The sequence below is a fragment of the Peribacillus sp. NPDC097198 genome (assembly GCF_044762055.1).
Lineage (GTDB): Bacteria > Bacillota > Bacilli > Bacillales > DSM-1321 > Peribacillus.
The window spans coordinates 571,692-588,420 of record NZ_JBIWDO010000001.1; the positions used below are offsets into that span (position 1 = coordinate 571,692).

A 16,729-nucleotide genomic window follows, 5' to 3' on the forward strand; every position below is an offset into this window, starting at 1 on the left:
TATTACTCCTGTTCAGGGTTACGCAGGTAATAACCGACCCCTCGTCTAGTTACGATCCAACCTGGGTGACTTGGGTTATCCTCAATCTTTTCACGGAGGCGTCTAACGGTTACATCGACAGTTCGGACATCGCCAAAGTAATCATATCCCCACACAGTTTGCAATAAGTGCTCCCTTGTCATGACCTGGCCAATATGTTTAGCTAAATAATGAAGCAGCTCGAATTCTCGGTGCGTTAACTCGATCGTCTCTCCACGCTTAGACACGACATATGCATCAGGATGGATGGTAAGATTGCCTATTGTAATTTCCTTTGGCTCATTTTCTTGATCTGGCACCGGAACGGCTTGTTGACGTCTTAAGTTTGCCTTTACCCGAGCAATTATTTCCCGGGTACTAAACGGCTTCGTCACATAATCGTCCGCACCAAGCTCTAATCCTAAGACTTTATCGATTTCCGAATCTTTTGCTGTTAACATGATGATTGGCGTTTCATATTTCTTTCTTACTTCTCTGCAAACTTCCATCCCGTCACGCTGTGGAAGCATGATATCAAGTAAAATCAAATCAGGTTGAAGCTCTTCCACCATTTTTAGAGCTTCATTGCCATCATATGCACAGGAAACATCGTACCCTTCCTTTTTTAAATTGAATTGTAAAATATCTGCAATCGGCTTTTCATCGTCCACTACTAGAATTTTCTTATCCATCTACCTATCTCCTTTTAAAGCATAACTTTACTCTATAAAAAACATGTCCTTATCCGGGACGTTTATTCGTATTGTCCTGATGTTCATACTGACCTTCGTACTAGTAATGCAAATCCTCACACTATATATTCCCTAAAAAACGGTCAAAACACCTAAATCGAGCATATTGTACCTCTTCTACTTTATCATTTTACAGGCATTAAATCATCTTTTACCTATTATTCTCATCTATGAAGATAGCAGAAGAAGTCTTCGAAAAATGTCTCGAAGACTTCTATTGGCTTATATAATCTAACGGGTTTGCGAGAACACCATTTTTATAGATTTCAAAATGAAGGTGAACGCCAGTGGAGTTGCCTGTCGAGCCCATTCTACCAATAGGCATTCCTTTTTCAATCTTCTGTCCTGCTTCGATGTCTATTGATTCTAAGTGAGCATAATCCGTCTTGTACCCATTGTTATGGTTGATTGTCACCTTATTACCATAACCCCCGGCGTTACCGGCAAACTCAACAGTGCCATGATCAGCCGCCGTAATAGTTCTGGTGGTTGGCCTAGCAATATCTATTCCCTTATGAAGCTTGCCCCAACGATGTCCTTGTTTGCTTGAAATATAGCCCCCATCAGCAGGCCATGCAAAGGTTCCGCTCCCTTCTGAAGGAATGATTTTCGTGCCTTTTCTAGTTATCTCATTTTGTGTTGCCGCGGTAATTTCCTTTTTCACGATCGTTTCACTTAAGAGCTCACCGTTTGTTTCAGTGAGTTTATACGTGAATGCCTGAACGCCTTCCTGTCCTTCTTGCTCAACGACAGATTCTTCCTTCAATAGGTTCTTATCCTTTATTACTTTTCTCTCGAAAGGAATTTCAGTTTCTTTCAATACTTCTCTTTCTACCAGCACATTCACAAAAGGAGCTACCTCCGTCACACGGACCTTTTGCCCTTTATGAAGCCTCTTGCCCTCTTCTAGTTCTGAATTAAGCTGTAAAAGCTGTCCCAGGGACATATCATACTGATCGGCAATCGCCTCAAGTTCTTCATCTCCAGTTGCCTCATAGATGACTTTTTCCTTCTTTCCTTTTTCTATCAAGGAAATGGCATCCTTCACAGTCATGAGCTTATCCGGTTCCATAATCGTTTCCTTCCAGGAGATCGGCTTTGAGTATTCAATGGACAGTATCCTGCTTCCTTGCTCGTTTAGAGCCATGGGCTGTTTTAAAACTCCAGCTTCCTGACTCTCTTCATATTCGGCCAATTCACCCTCATCTATATATAATAGGTGAATCTCTTTTAAAACCTCCTGTGCATCCTCCTTGGAGGGAACGTAAGCAACTACTTGATTATCAATGGTGATTTCATAAGCCTCCGCTTTTACAGCAAACTCTTCCTCGAGTACCTTTAAGGTTTCTTCATCATCTATTTCTGCATTAAATACATTCTCTTGCACATATGTCATCTGTGCTTCCTTATCGAATGTGTATTCGGGATAATCCGCCTCTGCTTCGACTATTTTAGCTAGTACCATTTTTTCTATTTCGGATTCATCACTCACGCTGCCAATGAACTCGTCATCAACATATACATGCTGAATGGAGGAGATTTGTTGAATTTCCGCAGCCGTAGCACGATTCCCTGCAAGCAATAAGATGATGGAAACCATCACCAGGAAACTTCCTTTGCCTTTTGAGCTGAACATTTATTGTCCCCCTTAACGGCCCTTGGCCCATTAAGAAACTAATCAAAAAATTAAGATAAATTACCTTGTTTTCAAAATTCATATACACATGATTAATTTCTTTTTTTCCACTCATAACTTTACCATAATGAAAAAAAAATCAAGAAATAGACTTCGTATTGTAATATAAATGTATAAATAGTGACAACAAGTGCCAAATCGCTCTTTTTGCAAAAGAGCAGCGAAGGTATGGTTTCCACGAGGAAAGTAGGTCCTGGTTGGGGTGACGAGTCGATGGTTACTAAGGGTGGCATTAACATTGTTACAATCTGATAACAAACACTTAACAGAAGTGCCATCAAAGAGATTTCCTTTAAAGGGCTAAGACAGTTTACTTTTAAAGCAAACAAAAAAGCGCCCTAGGGCACTTTACAAAAGAATGGCTCAGGACGGAATCGAACCGCCGACACAAGGATTTTCAGTCCTTTGCTCTACCGACTGAGCTACTGAGCCAAATATTCCATTTTTCATTATGAAAGAATCATGTAAAAAATAAAATGGCGGTCCCGACGGGAATCGAACCCGCGATCTCCTGCGTGACAGGCAGGCATGTTAACCGCTACACCACGGGACCATCAAACATATAATTAAGAAGAAAAGTGACCCATACGGGATTCGAACCCGTGTTACCGCCGTGAAAGGGCGGTGTCTTAACCGCTTGACCAATGGGCCGAAAAAAATGGTGAGCCATGAAGGATTCGAACCTTCGACCCTCTGATTAAAAGTCAGATGCTCTACCAACTGAGCTAATGGCTCGTACTAATGAATGTAATCCGTATGTCTTGCAATGTCGCTTAACGTTGTTCTACTGTGACGACGCTTTTTATATTATCATAGTATTTATGGTTTGTGCAATAGTATTTTAAAATAAATTTAAATTCATATATTTTTTTATATATCTACCATGATTCTACTCCCATTAAATAGGTCTTTTTTACCAACTAAGTAAAAAAAGAAGCCGCACTTAGTCGACTTCTTTATACCTCTTATGCTAAACGCCAAGGGCTTCTTACGATGTTTGTTTGATTGCGGTCAGGACCGACGGAGAATGTAGTCAACGGAATGCCTACTAATTGAGATACGCGCTCCACATAGTGACGGGCGTTAGCAGGTAATTCATCCAATGATTTGCATCCTGTGATGTCTTCTGACCAACCTGGTAGCTCTTCATAAACGGGCTTACATTCTCCGATTGCTTTCAAAGTAGCCGGCACTTCATGAATGATTTCACCTTTATAATCATAAGCTACACAAATTTTCACCGTTTCAAGTCCTGAAAGCACGTCAATGGAATTTAACGATAAATCAGTGATTCCACTTACACGACGGGCATGGCGAACGACTACGGCGTCAAACCAACCGACACGACGTGGTCTACCCGTAGTTGTTCCGTACTCACGTCCAACTTCACGGATTTGATTGCCAATCTCGTCTTGTAGTTCTGTCGGGAAAGGACCATCGCCAACACGGCTTGTATAAGCTTTACACACACCGACAACATGGTTGATTTTCGTTGGTCCAACACCTGAACCAATTGTTACGCCACCTGCGACTGGATTCGAGGAAGTAACGAAAGGATATGTTCCTTGATCGATATCAAGCATGACTCCTTGAGCCCCTTCAAACAAGACGCGTTTCCCTTCATCAAGTGCATCATTCAATACAACGGAAGTATCACAAACATACTTTTGCACTTGTTGTCCGTACTCATAATATTCTTCAAGAATATCCTCGATTTTAAAACCTTCCGTTTCGTAAAAACGTTCAAACATGCGGTTTTTCTCCACAAGATTTTGATTCAGTTTTTCCTCGAAAATTTCACGGTCCAAAAGATCTGCCATACGGATACCATTACGAGCGGCTTTATCCATGTAAGCAGGGCCGATTCCTTTTTTCGTTGTTCCAATTTTATTTGCACCCTTGCGATCTTCTTCCACTTCATCCAATTTAATATGGTAAGGAAGGATGACATGAGCACGGTTCGAGATGCGAAGATTATCCGTGCTTACACCATGACTATGTAAATAAGCAAGCTCTTCTACAAGTGCTTTCGGATCGACTACCATTCCGTTCCCGATGACACAAATCTTATCACTATAAAAAATTCCAGAAGGAATTAAATGCAGTTTATATGTTACTCCGTTAAATTTAATCGTATGTCCTGCATTATTACCACCTTGGTAACGAGCTATGGCTTCTGCATTCTGGGATAAAAAGTCCGTTATCTTACCTTTACCTTCGTCTCCCCATTGTGTACCAACTACTACAACTGATGACATCTGAAAAAAGCACCTCCAAAGGTTCACGTAATACCGATTCTTAACCGGTTCTTATCAAACAAACCTATTTTATCAATAATCCCAAAGGGAAGTCAACATAAAATACGAACATTATATAAATTAATAATAAATTTGTTCGTTATTAAGTGACTTTCATTCTTTACTTATACACTTTTTCATCCCCAAATAAGGAATCCGTGCAACTTTAGCAAGGATTCACCTTCTCCCCTGACGGTTCTCCTTATTCTTTGCCCAAACTCCTTTTAACTTTCACCTTATTGTAAAAAAAAGCCCACCAGAGATAGTGGGCTTTGTTCCAAATATAGAAAGTCAATTAGGCTCCTGGAGACATCGAATCATCATCGAATCGCCGTTCGAGGTTCACGAATTTATTGTATTCTTTGACGAATGCCAGTGAAACCGTGCCAACTGGGCCATTCCTTTGTTTTGCAATGATAATCTCAATGATATTTTTATTCTCGGACTCTTTATCATAATAATCATCACGGTACAGGAATGCTACGATGTCGGCATCCTGCTCTATACTTCCTGATTCCCTAATATCCGACATCATCGGACGTTTATCCTGCCGTTGTTCCACTCCACGGGATAATTGGGAAAGGGCAATGACAGGCACTTGAAGTTCACGGGCCAGGGCCTTCAGTGAACGGGAAATTTCCGATACTTCCTGCTGTCGGTTATCGCCTGAACGACCATCTCCTTGAATCAATTGTAGGTAGTCGATCAATATCATCCCAAGACCATGTTCCTGCTTCAAACGACGGCTTTTAGAGCGGATTTCCCCAATACGGACTCCTGGGGTGTCATCTATATAGATACCGGCATTCGACAAACTTCCCATTGCCATTGTCAGCTTGCGCCAGTCTTCATCTGTTAAGGCACCAGTCCTTAAATTTTGAGCATTGATATTTCCTTCGGCACAAAGCATACGCATGACGAGCTGTTCGGAACCCATCTCCAGACTGAAAATCGCGACGTTTTCATCCGTTTTGGTTGCGACATTTTGGGCAATGTTCAAAGCGAAAGCCGTTTTACCAACAGAAGGACGGGCTCCAACAATGATGAGGTCATTCCGCTGGAATCCCGCCGTCATTCTGTCCAGTTCAGCAAAACCCGTCGGGATTCCAGTTACATCCCCTTTGCGGTTGGTCAGGATCTCGATGTTATCATAGGTTCGAACCAAAACGTCCTTAATATTTTGAAATGAACCGGCGTTTTTACGCTGTGCCACTTCCATGATCGTCTTTTCTGCTTCCCCTAGCAGCTCCTCGACTTCATCCTCACGGCTATAGCCTTCCTGGGCGATGTTCGTTGCTGTCCTGATCAAACGACGGAGCAATGACTTTTCTTCCACGATTCGGGCATAATATTCGATATTGGCTGCAGTAGGGACCGAACCAGCCAGTTCGCTTAAATAAGACACTCCGCCCACTTCTTCAAGATTCTTCGTGGCGGAAAGTTCTTCCGTTACCGTAATCAAGTCAACGGCTTTACCTTCGTCATTCAACTTGATCATGACGTTAAAGATTTTTTGATGCGAACTTCTATAAAAATCCTCTGGAATCAACAATTCCGAAGTAACGGTCAGCGAAGATGGCTCCAAGAAGATGGCCCCTAGCACCGCTTGTTCCGCTTCTATGTTTTGAGGGGGAATTCTATCCTGAAATTGCTCTATCATATCTTAAAACCTCCCAATCTAAGAGGATATATTTTCATTAATTAATTCGTAGATTTAGTTGAAAAAGAAAAAAAGTGACAGGACAACATAGCCCAATCACATTTTTTTCGTCTCTCTCTATTCTATCAATTTTTTTCAGATATGAAACCACTAAAATTAGTTAATTTCTTTCACTTGCACAGTTAAAGTCGCTGTAACCTCTGGATGTAGCTTCACAGGAACCTTCGTATGCCCCAATGAGCGAATTCCTTCGGCAAGCTCCATTTTACGTTTATCGATTTTAATACCATGCTTTTTCTGAAGTTCTGAAGCTATTTGCTTCGTTGTGATAGAACCGAATAAACGCCCGCCTTCACCGGCTTTAGCGGATAATTCGACAGTCAATTTTTCAATTTCCACCTGCAAGTCTTTTGCATGCTGAAGTTCTTCGGCAGCCAGGGAATCTTCTTTATTTTTCTGAGCTTCCAAAGTTTTTACATTGGAGTTATTCGCCTCGATTGCCAATCCTTGCTTAATCAGGAAGTTATGGGCATACCCATCCGCAACGTTTTTGACTTCCCCTTTTTTCCCTTTACCTTTAACGTCTTTTAAAAATATAACTTTCATTCTTTTCGTCCTCCTTCTAAATATTCATCAATTGCTGCTTTCAACTGGCTCTCCGCTTCTTCAATGGAGCAGACCATCTGTGTGGCGGCATTCGTTAAGTGACCGCCGCCATTCAATGTTTCCATGATAACCTGTACGTTGACATCACCTAGGGAACGGGCACTTATGCCAACTGTATCCTCAGACCGTTTAGCCACAACGAAGGAAGCGGTAACACCATCCATCATCAGAAGCGTATCAGCGGCCTGGGCGATCAGGACCTGATTATGGGTCTGTTCGGATTTTGCGGAAGCAATCGCAAGACCCTTTTTATAAAACGCAACTTCTTTAATTAAATTGGATCGCTTGATATACGTGTCCACATCTTCCCTAAGGAATTTCTGTACCAGTACCGTGTCCGCTCCGTGGGCCCTTAAATAAGAAGCTGCATCGAAGGTACGTGAACCGGTTCTTAAAGTGAAACTTTTCGTATCGACAATGATCCCAGCAAGTAGCGCCGTCGACTCCAGCATATCAATTTTACTGCGTTTTGGCTGATATTCAAGTAGCTCCGTCACCAGCTCAGCTGTCGAAGATGCATAGGGCTCCATATAGACAAGCAGGGAGTTTTTGATGAATTCCTCACCACGACGATGGTGATCAATGACGACCACCTTATCAATCCGATTCAATAATCTTTCTTCTATCACCATTGTAGGCTTGTGGGTATCGACGACGACGAGTAGCGTCTCGTCCGTGACCATCTCGAGTGCATCGTCAGGGCTTATAAATCGCCCATATAAATCCTCTTTATTTTTGATTTCTTCCATCAAACGCAAGACGCTACTATCTAGCTCGTTTGTATTGATTACTATATACCCTTCACGTTCATTCATCTGTGCCACTTTCAAAATGCCTATGGCAGAACCTATGGCATCCATATCGGGATTTTTATGGCCCATGACAATGACTTTATCGCTATCTAGGACGATATCCTTTAAGGCATGAGAAATGACGCGTGCACGCACCCTCGTACGCTTTTCCATAGGGTTGGTTTTACCGCCATAGAATTTCACTTTCCCGCTTGCCTGTTTAATCGCTACTTGGTCCCCACCGCGGCCCAGGGCCAAATCGAGGCTCGATTGAGCAAGCGTCCCCAGCTCTGGAAGGGAGGAAACAGCAGATCCCACTCCAATGCTAAGCGTCAAAGGGACATTCTGTTTAGCGGTCGTTTCCCTGATTTCATCCAGGATTGAAAATTTATCATTTTCCAGCTGCTGCAGGATATGTTCATTAAAGACCGCAATAAACCGTTCAGAAGAAACCCTCTTGAAAAATACCCCATTATCCCTTGCCCACTTATCCAGCAACGAGGTAACCAAGCTATTTATACTACTTTTACGTTGGTCTTCCATTCCCTGCGTCAAATCATCGTAATTATCCAGCAGAATAATCGCAATGGCCGTTCTCTCTTCTTCATATTGTTTTTCGATTTCCACTTGCTCCGTTACATCGAAAAAGTAAAGAAGGCGTTCCTCGCGTTTATGGACCACTTTGAATTTCCGGTCATAAAGCGTAATCGTCTCTGTTTCAATCTCCTGCTTTATGAGCGGGACAAGTGAATCCGCCATATCATAAAGAGACCTTCCTGCCAGTGAGTCTTCACTAAAGCATGAGGCGAGGAATGGATTGGTCCACTCAATATAAAAATCATCATTAAAGAGCATGATCCCGATCGGCATTTCCAATAAGGCTTCCTCTCCCACCTTTTTTAACCGGTAGGATAACGTCGTGATGTATTCTTCGGTCTTAATTTGTTTTCTTTTTTCCATTTTCAATATTAAATAAAACAAACCGGCTTGAACCAACAATCCAATTAGTGCAATAACCCAATTATAGTAAGCCAGTACGCCCAAAAATATCAATCCTGCAACGAGCAACCCGTATAGCAGGGCCTTAACCGAATAATCCTTTAAATAAGATGGCATATTTTCAGCTCCTAAAAGCATCTGTTTAACAGACTATTCCTTTTTCTTGATCGTCTCCCGAAAAGGGAATCCTAAATCTATTATACCTAAAAAACGGATGAGGATTGCGAATATCGGCAGCAACAATGAGGCAACCACTATCAAAACGGGTATAGCCTTAGCCCAGCCCTTGACATCGCTGAAATAAAATATGAGTGAGTAGCCTTGAATCATGATGAAAAATTGAAGAATGAAAAATAGGTTCGTTATGGCCATATATACAAAATCTTTGTTGTCCATATTCACAAAAAGAGCCAAAAGCATTGTAATTAAATAATACCATAAAAGGCTTTTTGGAAGGCGAAGATCTTGGAAACGAGGCCAATTCAGGGATTTATCACTGAACCTTTTAAGTATGGGGTGGGCCGCTAAGAATATCAATAATACCATGATGATAGATGTAATCACGAGCAAGCTCGGAATCAGCGTAGTCAAGGTACTTATCGAGTCGTGCATGCCTTGGATTATCTTTTCAGTTGGGGCCTGACCAAATGATTCCATGATTTTCGCAGAAGAATCAATGGATTCCTCCATTACCGTCATGGTTTCTTCTATGTAATTAACTCCAAATAACACTACTGTGGCAGCATAGGTCACTAATATCCCACCTAGGAACGTAAGGACAGCACTGATGAACATAGGGGTCATCGGTTTATCCCTTTTCAGGAAGGAACCAATCACAATGCCCGTCGCCCCCATTAGCAAGGTCATTGGCAAGGATAAGACGCTACCGATTAAAATGGTTAATAACGATCCAACAAACAAGAATCCAACTGACCACGAAAGCTTTTGCTTACTGGTCACCAGAATGAAAGGAATCGGCAAAAAGAAAAAAGTTATAAATCCCAACAAAGGAATATATATTGTAATGAGTAATAATATACAATATAACGCTAAAAGAGCACCGCCCTCAGCGATTTTTCTACCACTATTCAACCGAATCCCCCCTATCATAAAATCATGAAGTATCTTTCTCTACATATTGTATCCGTTAAGCCCAGGATATTTCAAACTTCCCATTCTTTTTTCCAGATAAATCAGCTTTAAAAATAGGAGTTCTCTTCATTGTTAGTTAAATTTTTTTTGCAAAACAGGCCGATCACGAATTTTAAATACAATAACTAGCTAAAATGAAGCAAATCACGTAGAAACTGTAGAACGAAGATGAAGGAAGTTGGGGCTCGCATCGTTTTTTCAAATGAAAAAGGACCATTTGGGCAAATATACAAAAAAGCACATCAAGGATTTCTCCTCAATGCGCTCCGTTGTTATTATTCACCTGATACGTATGGAAGTAATGCCATAGTACGTGAGCGTTTAATAGCAATCGTTAATTTACGTTGATATTTAGCGCTAGTGCCAGTCACACGACGTGGTAAGATTTTACCGCGTTCTGAGACGAATTTTTTAAGAAGGTCTGTATCTTTGTAATCAATTTTAGTGATACCGTTTGATGTGAAATAACAAACCTTTTTACGCTTACCGCGTCCTTTACGTCCACCCATTGCCATAATAATTTCCCTCCCTGCTTTAGGATTTTCGTTTTAAACAGCTGTTTAAAACGGAAGATCGTCATCTGAAATGTCGATGGTTTTACCGTCATTTGCAAATGGATCATCGTCTACACGAGTGTAGTTGTTGTTACTCCGTTGATTCTGATTAGGATTTTGTCCATACGAATTTTGATCATTGCCGCCATTATTGTTGTTATAGCTTTTTTGACCGCCACCGTAAGAACCGCCATCATTTCTTTCACCCGCTGAACTGCTTCGTGGTTCAAGGAACTGAACACTCTCAGCCAGAATCTCCGTCACATACACGCGTTTGCCGTCTTGTCCTTCATAATTACGCGTTTGGACACGTCCATCCACGCCAGCTAAACTACCTTTTTTCAAGAAGTTAGCCACATTTTCTGCCGGTTTACGCCAAACTACACAATTAATGAAGTCCGCTTCACGTTCACCTTGTGCATTCGTAAAAGTACGATTCACTGCTAAAGTAAAGGTAGCCACTGCAACTCCATTAGGTGTATATCGTAATTCAGGATCTTTAGTTAAGCGTCCTACCAAAACTACGCGATTCATCATCAGAATCAACCCCTAGTTTTCAACCCTGCTTACAAGAAGCTAGATTAGAATTTATATTAAATATTGAATTAAACGTCTTCTCTAGTAGCCATATGACGGATAATGTCTTCACTGATTTTAGCAAGACGATCGAATTCTTGGATCGCAGCACTTTCAGCGTTAACTTTAAGAAGCATGTAGTAACCATCACGGAAATCATTGATTTCGTATGCAAGACGGCGTTTACCCCATTCTTTTGCTTCTACTTCCGCACCATTATCAGTAAGGATTGTGTTGAAACGTTCAACTAAAGCTTTTTTAGCTTCTTCCTCAATGTTTGGACGGATGATATACATAATTTCGTATTTTCTCATCACTGTCACCTCCTTTTGGTCTAAGCGGCCCATTTGGGCAAGGAGCAATTTTTTATAATTACTCACAAGAATAAATTATAGCATAGTTAAACTAGGTTTGCAACGAGTGTCGAATGTATCTTCCTATAGTATAAAGAGACTCCGCAGAATGAATCTGCGGAGTCCTTTTATATTATACGTTAAAGCGGAAGTGGACAACGTCTCCGTCGTTCACTATATATTCTTTACCTTCTAGTCGTACTTTTCCTGCTTCTTTTGCTGCACTATGGCTACCTGCTTCTAGCAAATCATCATAAGCGACGACTTCGGCACGAATGAAGCCACGTTCGAAGTCTGTATGGATGACACCCGCACATTGAGGAGCCTTCATACCTTTACGGAACGTCCAGGCACGCACTTCCTGCACTCCAGCCGTAAAGTAAGTGGCCAGCCCTAATAGATTGTATGAAGCACGGATCAATTTATCAAGACCTGACTCTTCGATGCCTAGCTCAGATAAGAACATTTCCTTTTCTTCACCTTCAAGCTCGGCTATTTCCTCTTCGATTTTGGCGCAAATTACGATAACTTCTGCATTTTCCGTCGCGGCGTATTCCCGGACTTGTTGCACGAACTCATTATCAGTCGCATTTGCCACTTCATCCTCACTTACATTTGCCACGTAAAGCATTGGTTTCGCTGTTAGGAGGTGCATGCCTTTCACGATTTTCAACTGTTCCTCAGTGAATTCGACTGAGCGGGCAGGCTTTTCAGCTTCTAAAGCTTCTTTCAATGCAACAAGAATCTCATGTTCGGCCACGGCACCCTTATCTTTTTGTTTAGCCATCTTTCCAACACGATCGATGCGCTTGTCCACAGATTCAAGGTCTGCAAGAATCAATTCAAGATTGATGACTTCGATATCATCAATCGGATTTACTTTTCCTGAAACGTGAGTGATGTTATCATCAGCGAAGCAACGAACAACCTGACAAATTGCATCTACTTGGCGGATATGGGATAGGAATTTATTGCCTAGACCTTCCCCTTTACTCGCTCCCTTTACAATCCCAGCAATATCTGTAAACTCAAATGCTGTTGGCACGGTTTTTTTCGGTTGGACCAGTTCAGTCAATTTTTGCAGACGATAATCGGGTACTTCTACAATTCCGACGTTTGGGTCGATTGTACAGAAAGGGTAATTCGCCGATTCCGCACCTGCCTGAGTAATTGCATTAAACAAAGTGGATTTACCTACGTTAGGCAAACCGACTATACCAGCTGTTAAAGCCATTTATATTTCACTCCTTCAAGATAATTCGTTCATAGTGTTACTAGATAAATCATTACTAAAGATACACCCAATACCTAAACCTTTCCCAATTATAGATTTCACTTCCTGAAAAGACAAGTAAATCATTGAGAGACAGAAATGCCATCTATACATGGAAAAAGCATGATCACTCCTCATGCTTTAGTAAAACTTTTTTCATTTTCTTGGAAAACTCACGCCGGGGCAACATTACGCTGTGTCCACAACCTTCACATTTAATCCGGATATCCATGCCCAATCGGATGATTTTCCACTTATTGATTCCACATGGGTGTGGCTTTTTCATTTCGACAACATCATTCAATGCAAATTCTTTTTCTTCCATAAACATGTGGCCCCCCAGCTTTTATGACTCACTGCCTTTGTAAGTAGATTGGATTCCACTTTCTTCAAGGGCAGTACTGATTTCTTTCCTCAATATCCTACTCATTTCAGAATGGCGCATTGGCTTTGTTTCAGCCGTCACACGCAATACGATTTCTTCTGGAGTAATTGTCTCGATTCCCAGTAACTCAGGGTTTCTGACTAAATCATCATATTTTTTCGCTAAACCACCTAAGTGTCGGATTAATACCTTTTCAGCAAGTTCAACGGATCCGTCATGAGGGATCGTCACATCCACCACAGCCTTACTGTTCAATATGGAGTAGTTTGTTACTTGCGTGATGCTCCCATTCGGTATGAGATGCAATTCCCCTTTACTACTCTTAATCTTGGTTGTGCGTAGCCCAATTTCAAGGACTTCACCCTCAAAAGTATTGATTTTAATATAATCACCGACAGAGAAATGATCCTCGAAAATGACGAAGAATCCTGTAATAATATCCTTGACCAAACTTTGGGCTCCAAACCCTACTGCGAGTCCAATAATTCCAGCCCCAGCAAGTAAAGCCTTCACATCGAGTCCGCAAATTTCAAGGATCATAATCAAGGATATGAAATTCACAACATATGTAATGACGTTCTCGAGTAACTTAATGAGCGTCGTTTCTCTCCGCTCCGAGACACGGAGGGGGGTTCTGGTTCGGACCAGAAAAAATTTATTTAGTACCGTCTTTCCTATTCTTATAATAATACGCGATAAGAGGAGAACAAGGAAGATTTTAATAATCCCCTCACCTAACATCAGCCATACTTTTTCATCCAAAATTTCTTCTGTAATTTTACTATATGTAGCGTTTTCCATGCTTTCCTCCTACTCTATCTTTTGCAAATTACTAAAGGGCCCACCGTTTTTCCTGTTGAACTTATTCTTTCTACCCTACGGCCGAGGATGTAATCCAGTATAGGAGAAGTTTTGTTTGTAATATCATTAAATTAAAGGTTTCTGTATAAAAATAACATGGGTATATAGTAAAGAAATTAGAAATTTTTTTCCATTTCAAAACATAAATCTTTTTACTATAAATCGCTATGCAACTAGCAACGAGGTAGAGGAAAGGACAGATTCACATTTGCCCTTCAGCCAATTAGCTGTTCTTAATAATTAATTCCCCCCTCAATTTAACCTATATCCCGTATATTTTTTCCTTTTCAACCGTATACTGTTAACACAAAACAAAGTAAAGGAGTGGAGCCGATGAATCTTAATTCTAATCTATTTAATAACAAAACTAGATTAAGTCGTATCCTGCATGAAGATGCGGACGCAACCAATCAAATTTCCCAGGAATTACTCAATCTCTTGCCTTCAGGAAAGCTTCAGCCTATCGTTTTTGTCTGCATTGGCACAGATCGTTCTACTGGTGATTCCCTCGGTCCACTTGTCGGTACCCTACTTCAAGAAAAATCCGAACTAGGTGCTTCTTCATTCCATGTGTATGGGACACTCGATAACCCTATACATGCGATGAACCTGCAGGAAAAGTTAGATGAAATCAAAAAAGTCCATGTGAATGCATTTATCGTTGGCATAGATGCCTGCTTAGGTAAACTAAAGAGCGTGGGGATTGTCCAACTCGGTAAAGGACCAGTGAAACCTGGTGCGGGTGTCAATAAAGACCTACCAGCCGTTGGGCATGCCCATATTACAGGCATCGTGAATGTCAGTGGGTTCATGGAATTCATGGTCCTACAGAACACACGGCTTAACCTGGTTTTAAAAATGGCCAAAACTATAGCCGAGGGCATTCATGAAGCACAACGACATTATCCTGCCAAGCCATCCATCACCCCATTTACCTGGTCATTCAAAAAGGAAAAAACACTTTAATAATGATACTTATAAAAAATAAAGGAAGGGACATCCCTTCCTTTATTTTTTATGCATACATAGTGGGACAAGAAACATTAGAGTCCATGGTTCCTATGAGGAGATGTTTTCTTGGTCGATTAAGTCTAGTATTCTATCTAAATCTTCTTTTGAAAAGAATTCTATTTCTATCTTCCCTTTTTTCTTGCTTTGTTTTATGGTCACGCTGGTCCCAAGTTTCTCCCGTAGTATGGACTCTCTTTGTTTGATGAATATATCTTTTTTTGGTTGTTTGGCATTCTTCGTTTCACGTGAAACAGTATCATTCAACTGATGGATATAATTCTCCAGCTGCCGAACGTTCATCGTTTCTTTGAGGATTTTATCTATGACAGACTTAAGCAGCTCTTTTTTCTTTAATCCTAGCAATGCACGCCCATGCCCCATGGAGATCGTGCCCTCTGATATATAGTTCCTGATCTCTTCAGGCAAAGAGAGCAAGCGGACATAGTTAGCTATGTGAGGCCGGCTTTTTCCGAGACGGTGTGCTAATTGCTCTTGAGTGAAATTTAACTTTTCGAGCAACGTTTGATAAGCTGCCGCTTCCTCAATCGGATTCAAATCTTCCCTCTGTAGGTTTTCCAATATCGCCAGTTCCATCATCTGCTGTTCATTTAACTCCCTGACAACGACAGGAACCGTTTTTAAACCGGCTTCCTTAGCCGCACGGCATCGTCTTTCTCCAGCTACAATTTCAAATCCTCTAATACTTTTCCGGGCAATAATCGGTTGAAGGATCCCATGCTCCAAAATTGACTGCTTAAGTTCTTCAATCGCTTCGGGGCGGAAGTTTTTTCGCGGCTGATGGGGATTGGGCCTTAATTCCCTCAATTTTATTTCCTGAACAGTTTCATCCTTGCTGACTTCCACATTAGGAAAGAGTGCGTCGAGTCCCTTTCCAAGTCCTTTAGCCATTTGAGACCACTTCCTTTGCCAATTGTAGATAGACCTCCGCACCGCGTGATTTCGGATCGTAAATGATAATCGGTTCCCCATGACTCGGTGCTTCACTCAGACGAACATTTCGGGGAATGATAGTTTGATATACCTTATCCTGAAAGTATTTTTTCACTTCCTCAATCACTTGAAGACCTAGATTCGTTCTGGCGTCCAACATCGTCAGCAAAACACCTTCGATCTTTAAATCATGATTTAAATGCTTCTGCACGAGACGGACCGTATTCAACAGCTGGCTCAATCCCTCCAATGCGTAATATTCACATTGTACGGGAATCAAAACGGCATCGGCTGCCGTCAAGGCATTCAGTGTGAGCAAGCCCAGTGAAGGTGGACAATCGATGACGATATAATCGAACTGACTTTGCACCTCTTCTAATGCACGCTTCAATCGAATTTCCCTGGAGATGGTAGGTACCAACTCAATTTCCGCACCCGCTAATTGGATTGTGGCAGGTATGGCATATAAGTTTTCAACCTTTGTTTCCAAGATTACGGTACTGGCTTCGACATCATCTACCAATACATCATAAATACACTGTTCCACATCTGCTTTATCAATACCAGTGCCGCTAGTCGCATTACCCTGAGGGTCTATATCGACCAACAAGACTTTCTTTCCTATATATGCAAGGCAAGCACTGAGGCTGACCGAAGTTGTCGTTTTTCCAACACCGCCCTTTTGATTGGCAATGGCAAGAATCTTCCCCACGAATTCACCTGCTTTCAACAAT

The 16,729-nt window shown here is 41.4% G+C and carries 16 protein-coding genes and 4 tRNA genes; 1 reads left to right on the forward strand and 19 read right to left on the reverse strand.

The annotated features are described in order from the left end of the window. Positions 1-2 precede the first annotated feature (2 nt). The 17 genes from yycF to ACIQXQ_RS02805 all read right to left on the reverse strand — a co-directional run bounded on the left by yycF (position 3) and on the right by ACIQXQ_RS02805 (position 13,973). On the reverse strand, positions 3-710 hold the full coding sequence (yycF, locus tag ACIQXQ_RS02725) for a response regulator YycF (protein ID WP_402869975.1): 708 nt from the start codon (positions 708-710) through the stop codon (positions 3-5). A 274-nt stretch (positions 711-984) separates the two neighbouring features. Next, complete coding sequence (locus ACIQXQ_RS02730; protein WP_402955082.1) at positions 985-2,406, reverse strand: peptidoglycan DD-metalloendopeptidase family protein; 1,422 nt, start codon at positions 2,404-2,406, stop codon at positions 985-987. 419 nt (positions 2,407-2,825) lie between these two features. Further along, positions 2,826-2,898: transfer RNA gene (locus ACIQXQ_RS02735), tRNA-Phe, on the reverse strand. 45 nt (positions 2,899-2,943) lie between these two features. Then, positions 2,944-3,019 (reverse strand) — tRNA-Asp (locus ACIQXQ_RS02740). 26 nt (positions 3,020-3,045) lie between these two features. Then, positions 3,046-3,117, reverse strand: a tRNA-Glu gene (locus tag ACIQXQ_RS02745). An 8-nt stretch (positions 3,118-3,125) separates the two neighbouring features. Next, positions 3,126-3,201: transfer RNA gene (locus ACIQXQ_RS02750), tRNA-Lys, on the reverse strand. Between the two features lie 230 nt (positions 3,202-3,431). Then, entirely contained in the window at positions 3,432-4,724 is a 1,293-nt protein-coding gene (locus tag ACIQXQ_RS02755) for an adenylosuccinate synthase (RefSeq protein WP_402869971.1), read from the reverse strand. 334 nt (positions 4,725-5,058) lie between these two features. Continuing rightward, complete coding sequence (gene dnaB / locus ACIQXQ_RS02760; RefSeq protein WP_402869969.1) at positions 5,059-6,423, reverse strand: replicative DNA helicase; 1,365 nt, start codon at positions 6,421-6,423, stop codon at positions 5,059-5,061. Between the two features lie 156 nt (positions 6,424-6,579). Continuing rightward, a complete protein-coding gene (rplI, locus tag ACIQXQ_RS02765; protein ID WP_402869967.1) occupies positions 6,580-7,029 on the reverse strand; it encodes a 50S ribosomal protein L9 in 450 nt (149 codons plus the stop codon). Beyond that, positions 7,026-8,996 carry a DHH family phosphoesterase gene (locus ACIQXQ_RS02770; RefSeq protein WP_402869965.1) on the reverse strand — a complete coding sequence of 657 codons (1,971 nt, stop codon included), beginning with the start codon at positions 8,994-8,996 and terminating at the stop codon, positions 7,026-7,028. The genes rplI and ACIQXQ_RS02770 overlap by 4 nt, the downstream gene beginning before the upstream one ends. A gap of 33 nt (positions 8,997-9,029) precedes the next feature. Next, positions 9,030-9,971: a YybS family protein gene (locus ACIQXQ_RS02775; RefSeq protein WP_402955085.1), complete on the reverse strand. Its 942-nt coding sequence runs from the start codon at positions 9,969-9,971 to the stop codon at positions 9,030-9,032. A gap of 335 nt (positions 9,972-10,306) precedes the next feature. Then, positions 10,307-10,546, reverse strand: coding sequence for a 30S ribosomal protein S18 (gene rpsR, locus ACIQXQ_RS02780; protein WP_053348323.1), 240 nt, complete (start codon positions 10,544-10,546; stop codon positions 10,307-10,309). 45 nt (positions 10,547-10,591) lie between these two features. Continuing rightward, entirely contained in the window at positions 10,592-11,122 is a 531-nt protein-coding gene (gene ssb / locus ACIQXQ_RS02785; RefSeq protein ID WP_402869961.1) for a single-stranded DNA-binding protein, read from the reverse strand. 68 nt (positions 11,123-11,190) lie between these two features. Continuing rightward, a complete protein-coding gene (gene rpsF / locus ACIQXQ_RS02790; RefSeq protein WP_402869958.1) occupies positions 11,191-11,475 on the reverse strand; it encodes a 30S ribosomal protein S6 in 285 nt (94 codons plus the stop codon). A 172-nt stretch (positions 11,476-11,647) separates the two neighbouring features. After that, a complete protein-coding gene (gene ychF / locus ACIQXQ_RS02795) occupies positions 11,648-12,748 on the reverse strand; it encodes a redox-regulated ATPase YchF (RefSeq protein ID WP_402869955.1) in 1,101 nt (366 codons plus the stop codon). Between the two features lie 166 nt (positions 12,749-12,914). After that, on the reverse strand, positions 12,915-13,112 hold the full coding sequence (locus ACIQXQ_RS02800; RefSeq protein ID WP_402869952.1) for a DUF951 domain-containing protein: 198 nt from the start codon (positions 13,110-13,112) through the stop codon (positions 12,915-12,917). Positions 13,113-13,133: 21 nt separating this feature from the next. Next, positions 13,134-13,973: a mechanosensitive ion channel family protein gene (locus tag ACIQXQ_RS02805; RefSeq protein WP_402869949.1), complete on the reverse strand. Its 840-nt coding sequence runs from the start codon at positions 13,971-13,973 to the stop codon at positions 13,134-13,136. Positions 13,974-14,366: 393 nt separating this feature from the next. Here ACIQXQ_RS02805 and yyaC point away from each other — a divergent pair, with 393 nt between their 5' ends. Continuing rightward, complete coding sequence (yyaC, locus tag ACIQXQ_RS02810) at positions 14,367-14,999, forward strand: spore protease YyaC (RefSeq protein WP_402869946.1); 633 nt, start codon at positions 14,367-14,369, stop codon at positions 14,997-14,999. Positions 15,000-15,092: 93 nt separating this feature from the next. On the opposite strand, the gene ACIQXQ_RS02815 is transcribed toward yyaC, so the two are convergent. Together ACIQXQ_RS02815 and ACIQXQ_RS02820 are read right to left on the reverse strand one after the other, a co-directional pair. After that, positions 15,093-15,953, reverse strand: a complete 861-nt coding sequence (locus tag ACIQXQ_RS02815) for a ParB/RepB/Spo0J family partition protein (RefSeq protein ID WP_402869943.1) — start codon at positions 15,951-15,953, stop codon at positions 15,093-15,095. Further along, complete coding sequence (locus ACIQXQ_RS02820; protein WP_402871289.1) at positions 15,946-16,707, reverse strand: ParA family protein; 762 nt, start codon at positions 16,705-16,707, stop codon at positions 15,946-15,948. Before ACIQXQ_RS02820 ends, ACIQXQ_RS02815 begins: the two co-directional genes overlap by 8 nt. Positions 16,708-16,729 lie beyond the last annotated feature (22 nt).

Bases quoted from the DNA above. Each gene is read 5' to 3' on its own strand.
- ACIQXQ_RS02815 (WP_402869943.1), bottom strand. From the start codon at position 15,953: ATGGCTAAAGGACTTGGAAAGGGACTCGACGCACTCTTTCCTAATGTG.
- ACIQXQ_RS02730 (WP_402955082.1), bottom strand. From the start codon at position 2,406: ATGTTCAGCTCAAAAGGCAAAGGAAGTTTCCTGGTGATGGTTTCCATC.
- rpsR (WP_053348323.1), bottom strand. From the start codon at position 10,546: ATGGCAATGGGTGGACGTAAAGGACGCGGTAAGCGTAAAAAGGTTTGT.
- yyaC (WP_402869946.1), top strand. From the start codon at position 14,367: ATGAATCTTAATTCTAATCTATTTAATAACAAAACTAGATTAAGTCGT.
- ACIQXQ_RS02755 (WP_402869971.1), bottom strand. From the start codon at position 4,724: ATGTCATCAGTTGTAGTAGTTGGTACACAATGGGGAGACGAAGGTAAA.
- ychF (WP_402869955.1), bottom strand. From the start codon at position 12,748: ATGGCTTTAACAGCTGGTATAGTCGGTTTGCCTAACGTAGGTAAATCC.
- dnaB (WP_402869969.1), bottom strand. From the start codon at position 6,423: ATGATAGAGCAATTTCAGGATAGAATTCCCCCTCAAAACATAGAAGCG.
- yycF (WP_402869975.1), bottom strand. From the start codon at position 710: ATGGATAAGAAAATTCTAGTAGTGGACGATGAAAAGCCGATTGCAGAT.
- ACIQXQ_RS02805 (WP_402869949.1), bottom strand. From the start codon at position 13,973: ATGGAAAACGCTACATATAGTAAAATTACAGAAGAAATTTTGGATGAA.
- ACIQXQ_RS02800 (WP_402869952.1), bottom strand. From the start codon at position 13,112: ATGGAAGAAAAAGAATTTGCATTGAATGATGTTGTCGAAATGAAAAAG.
- rpsF (WP_402869958.1), bottom strand. From the start codon at position 11,475: ATGAGAAAATACGAAATTATGTATATCATCCGTCCAAACATTGAGGAA.
- ACIQXQ_RS02770 (WP_402869965.1), bottom strand. From the start codon at position 8,996: ATGCCATCTTATTTAAAGGATTATTCGGTTAAGGCCCTGCTATACGGG.
- ssb (WP_402869961.1), bottom strand. From the start codon at position 11,122: ATGATGAATCGCGTAGTTTTGGTAGGACGCTTAACTAAAGATCCTGAA.
- rplI (WP_402869967.1), bottom strand. From the start codon at position 7,029: ATGAAAGTTATATTTTTAAAAGACGTTAAAGGTAAAGGGAAAAAAGGG.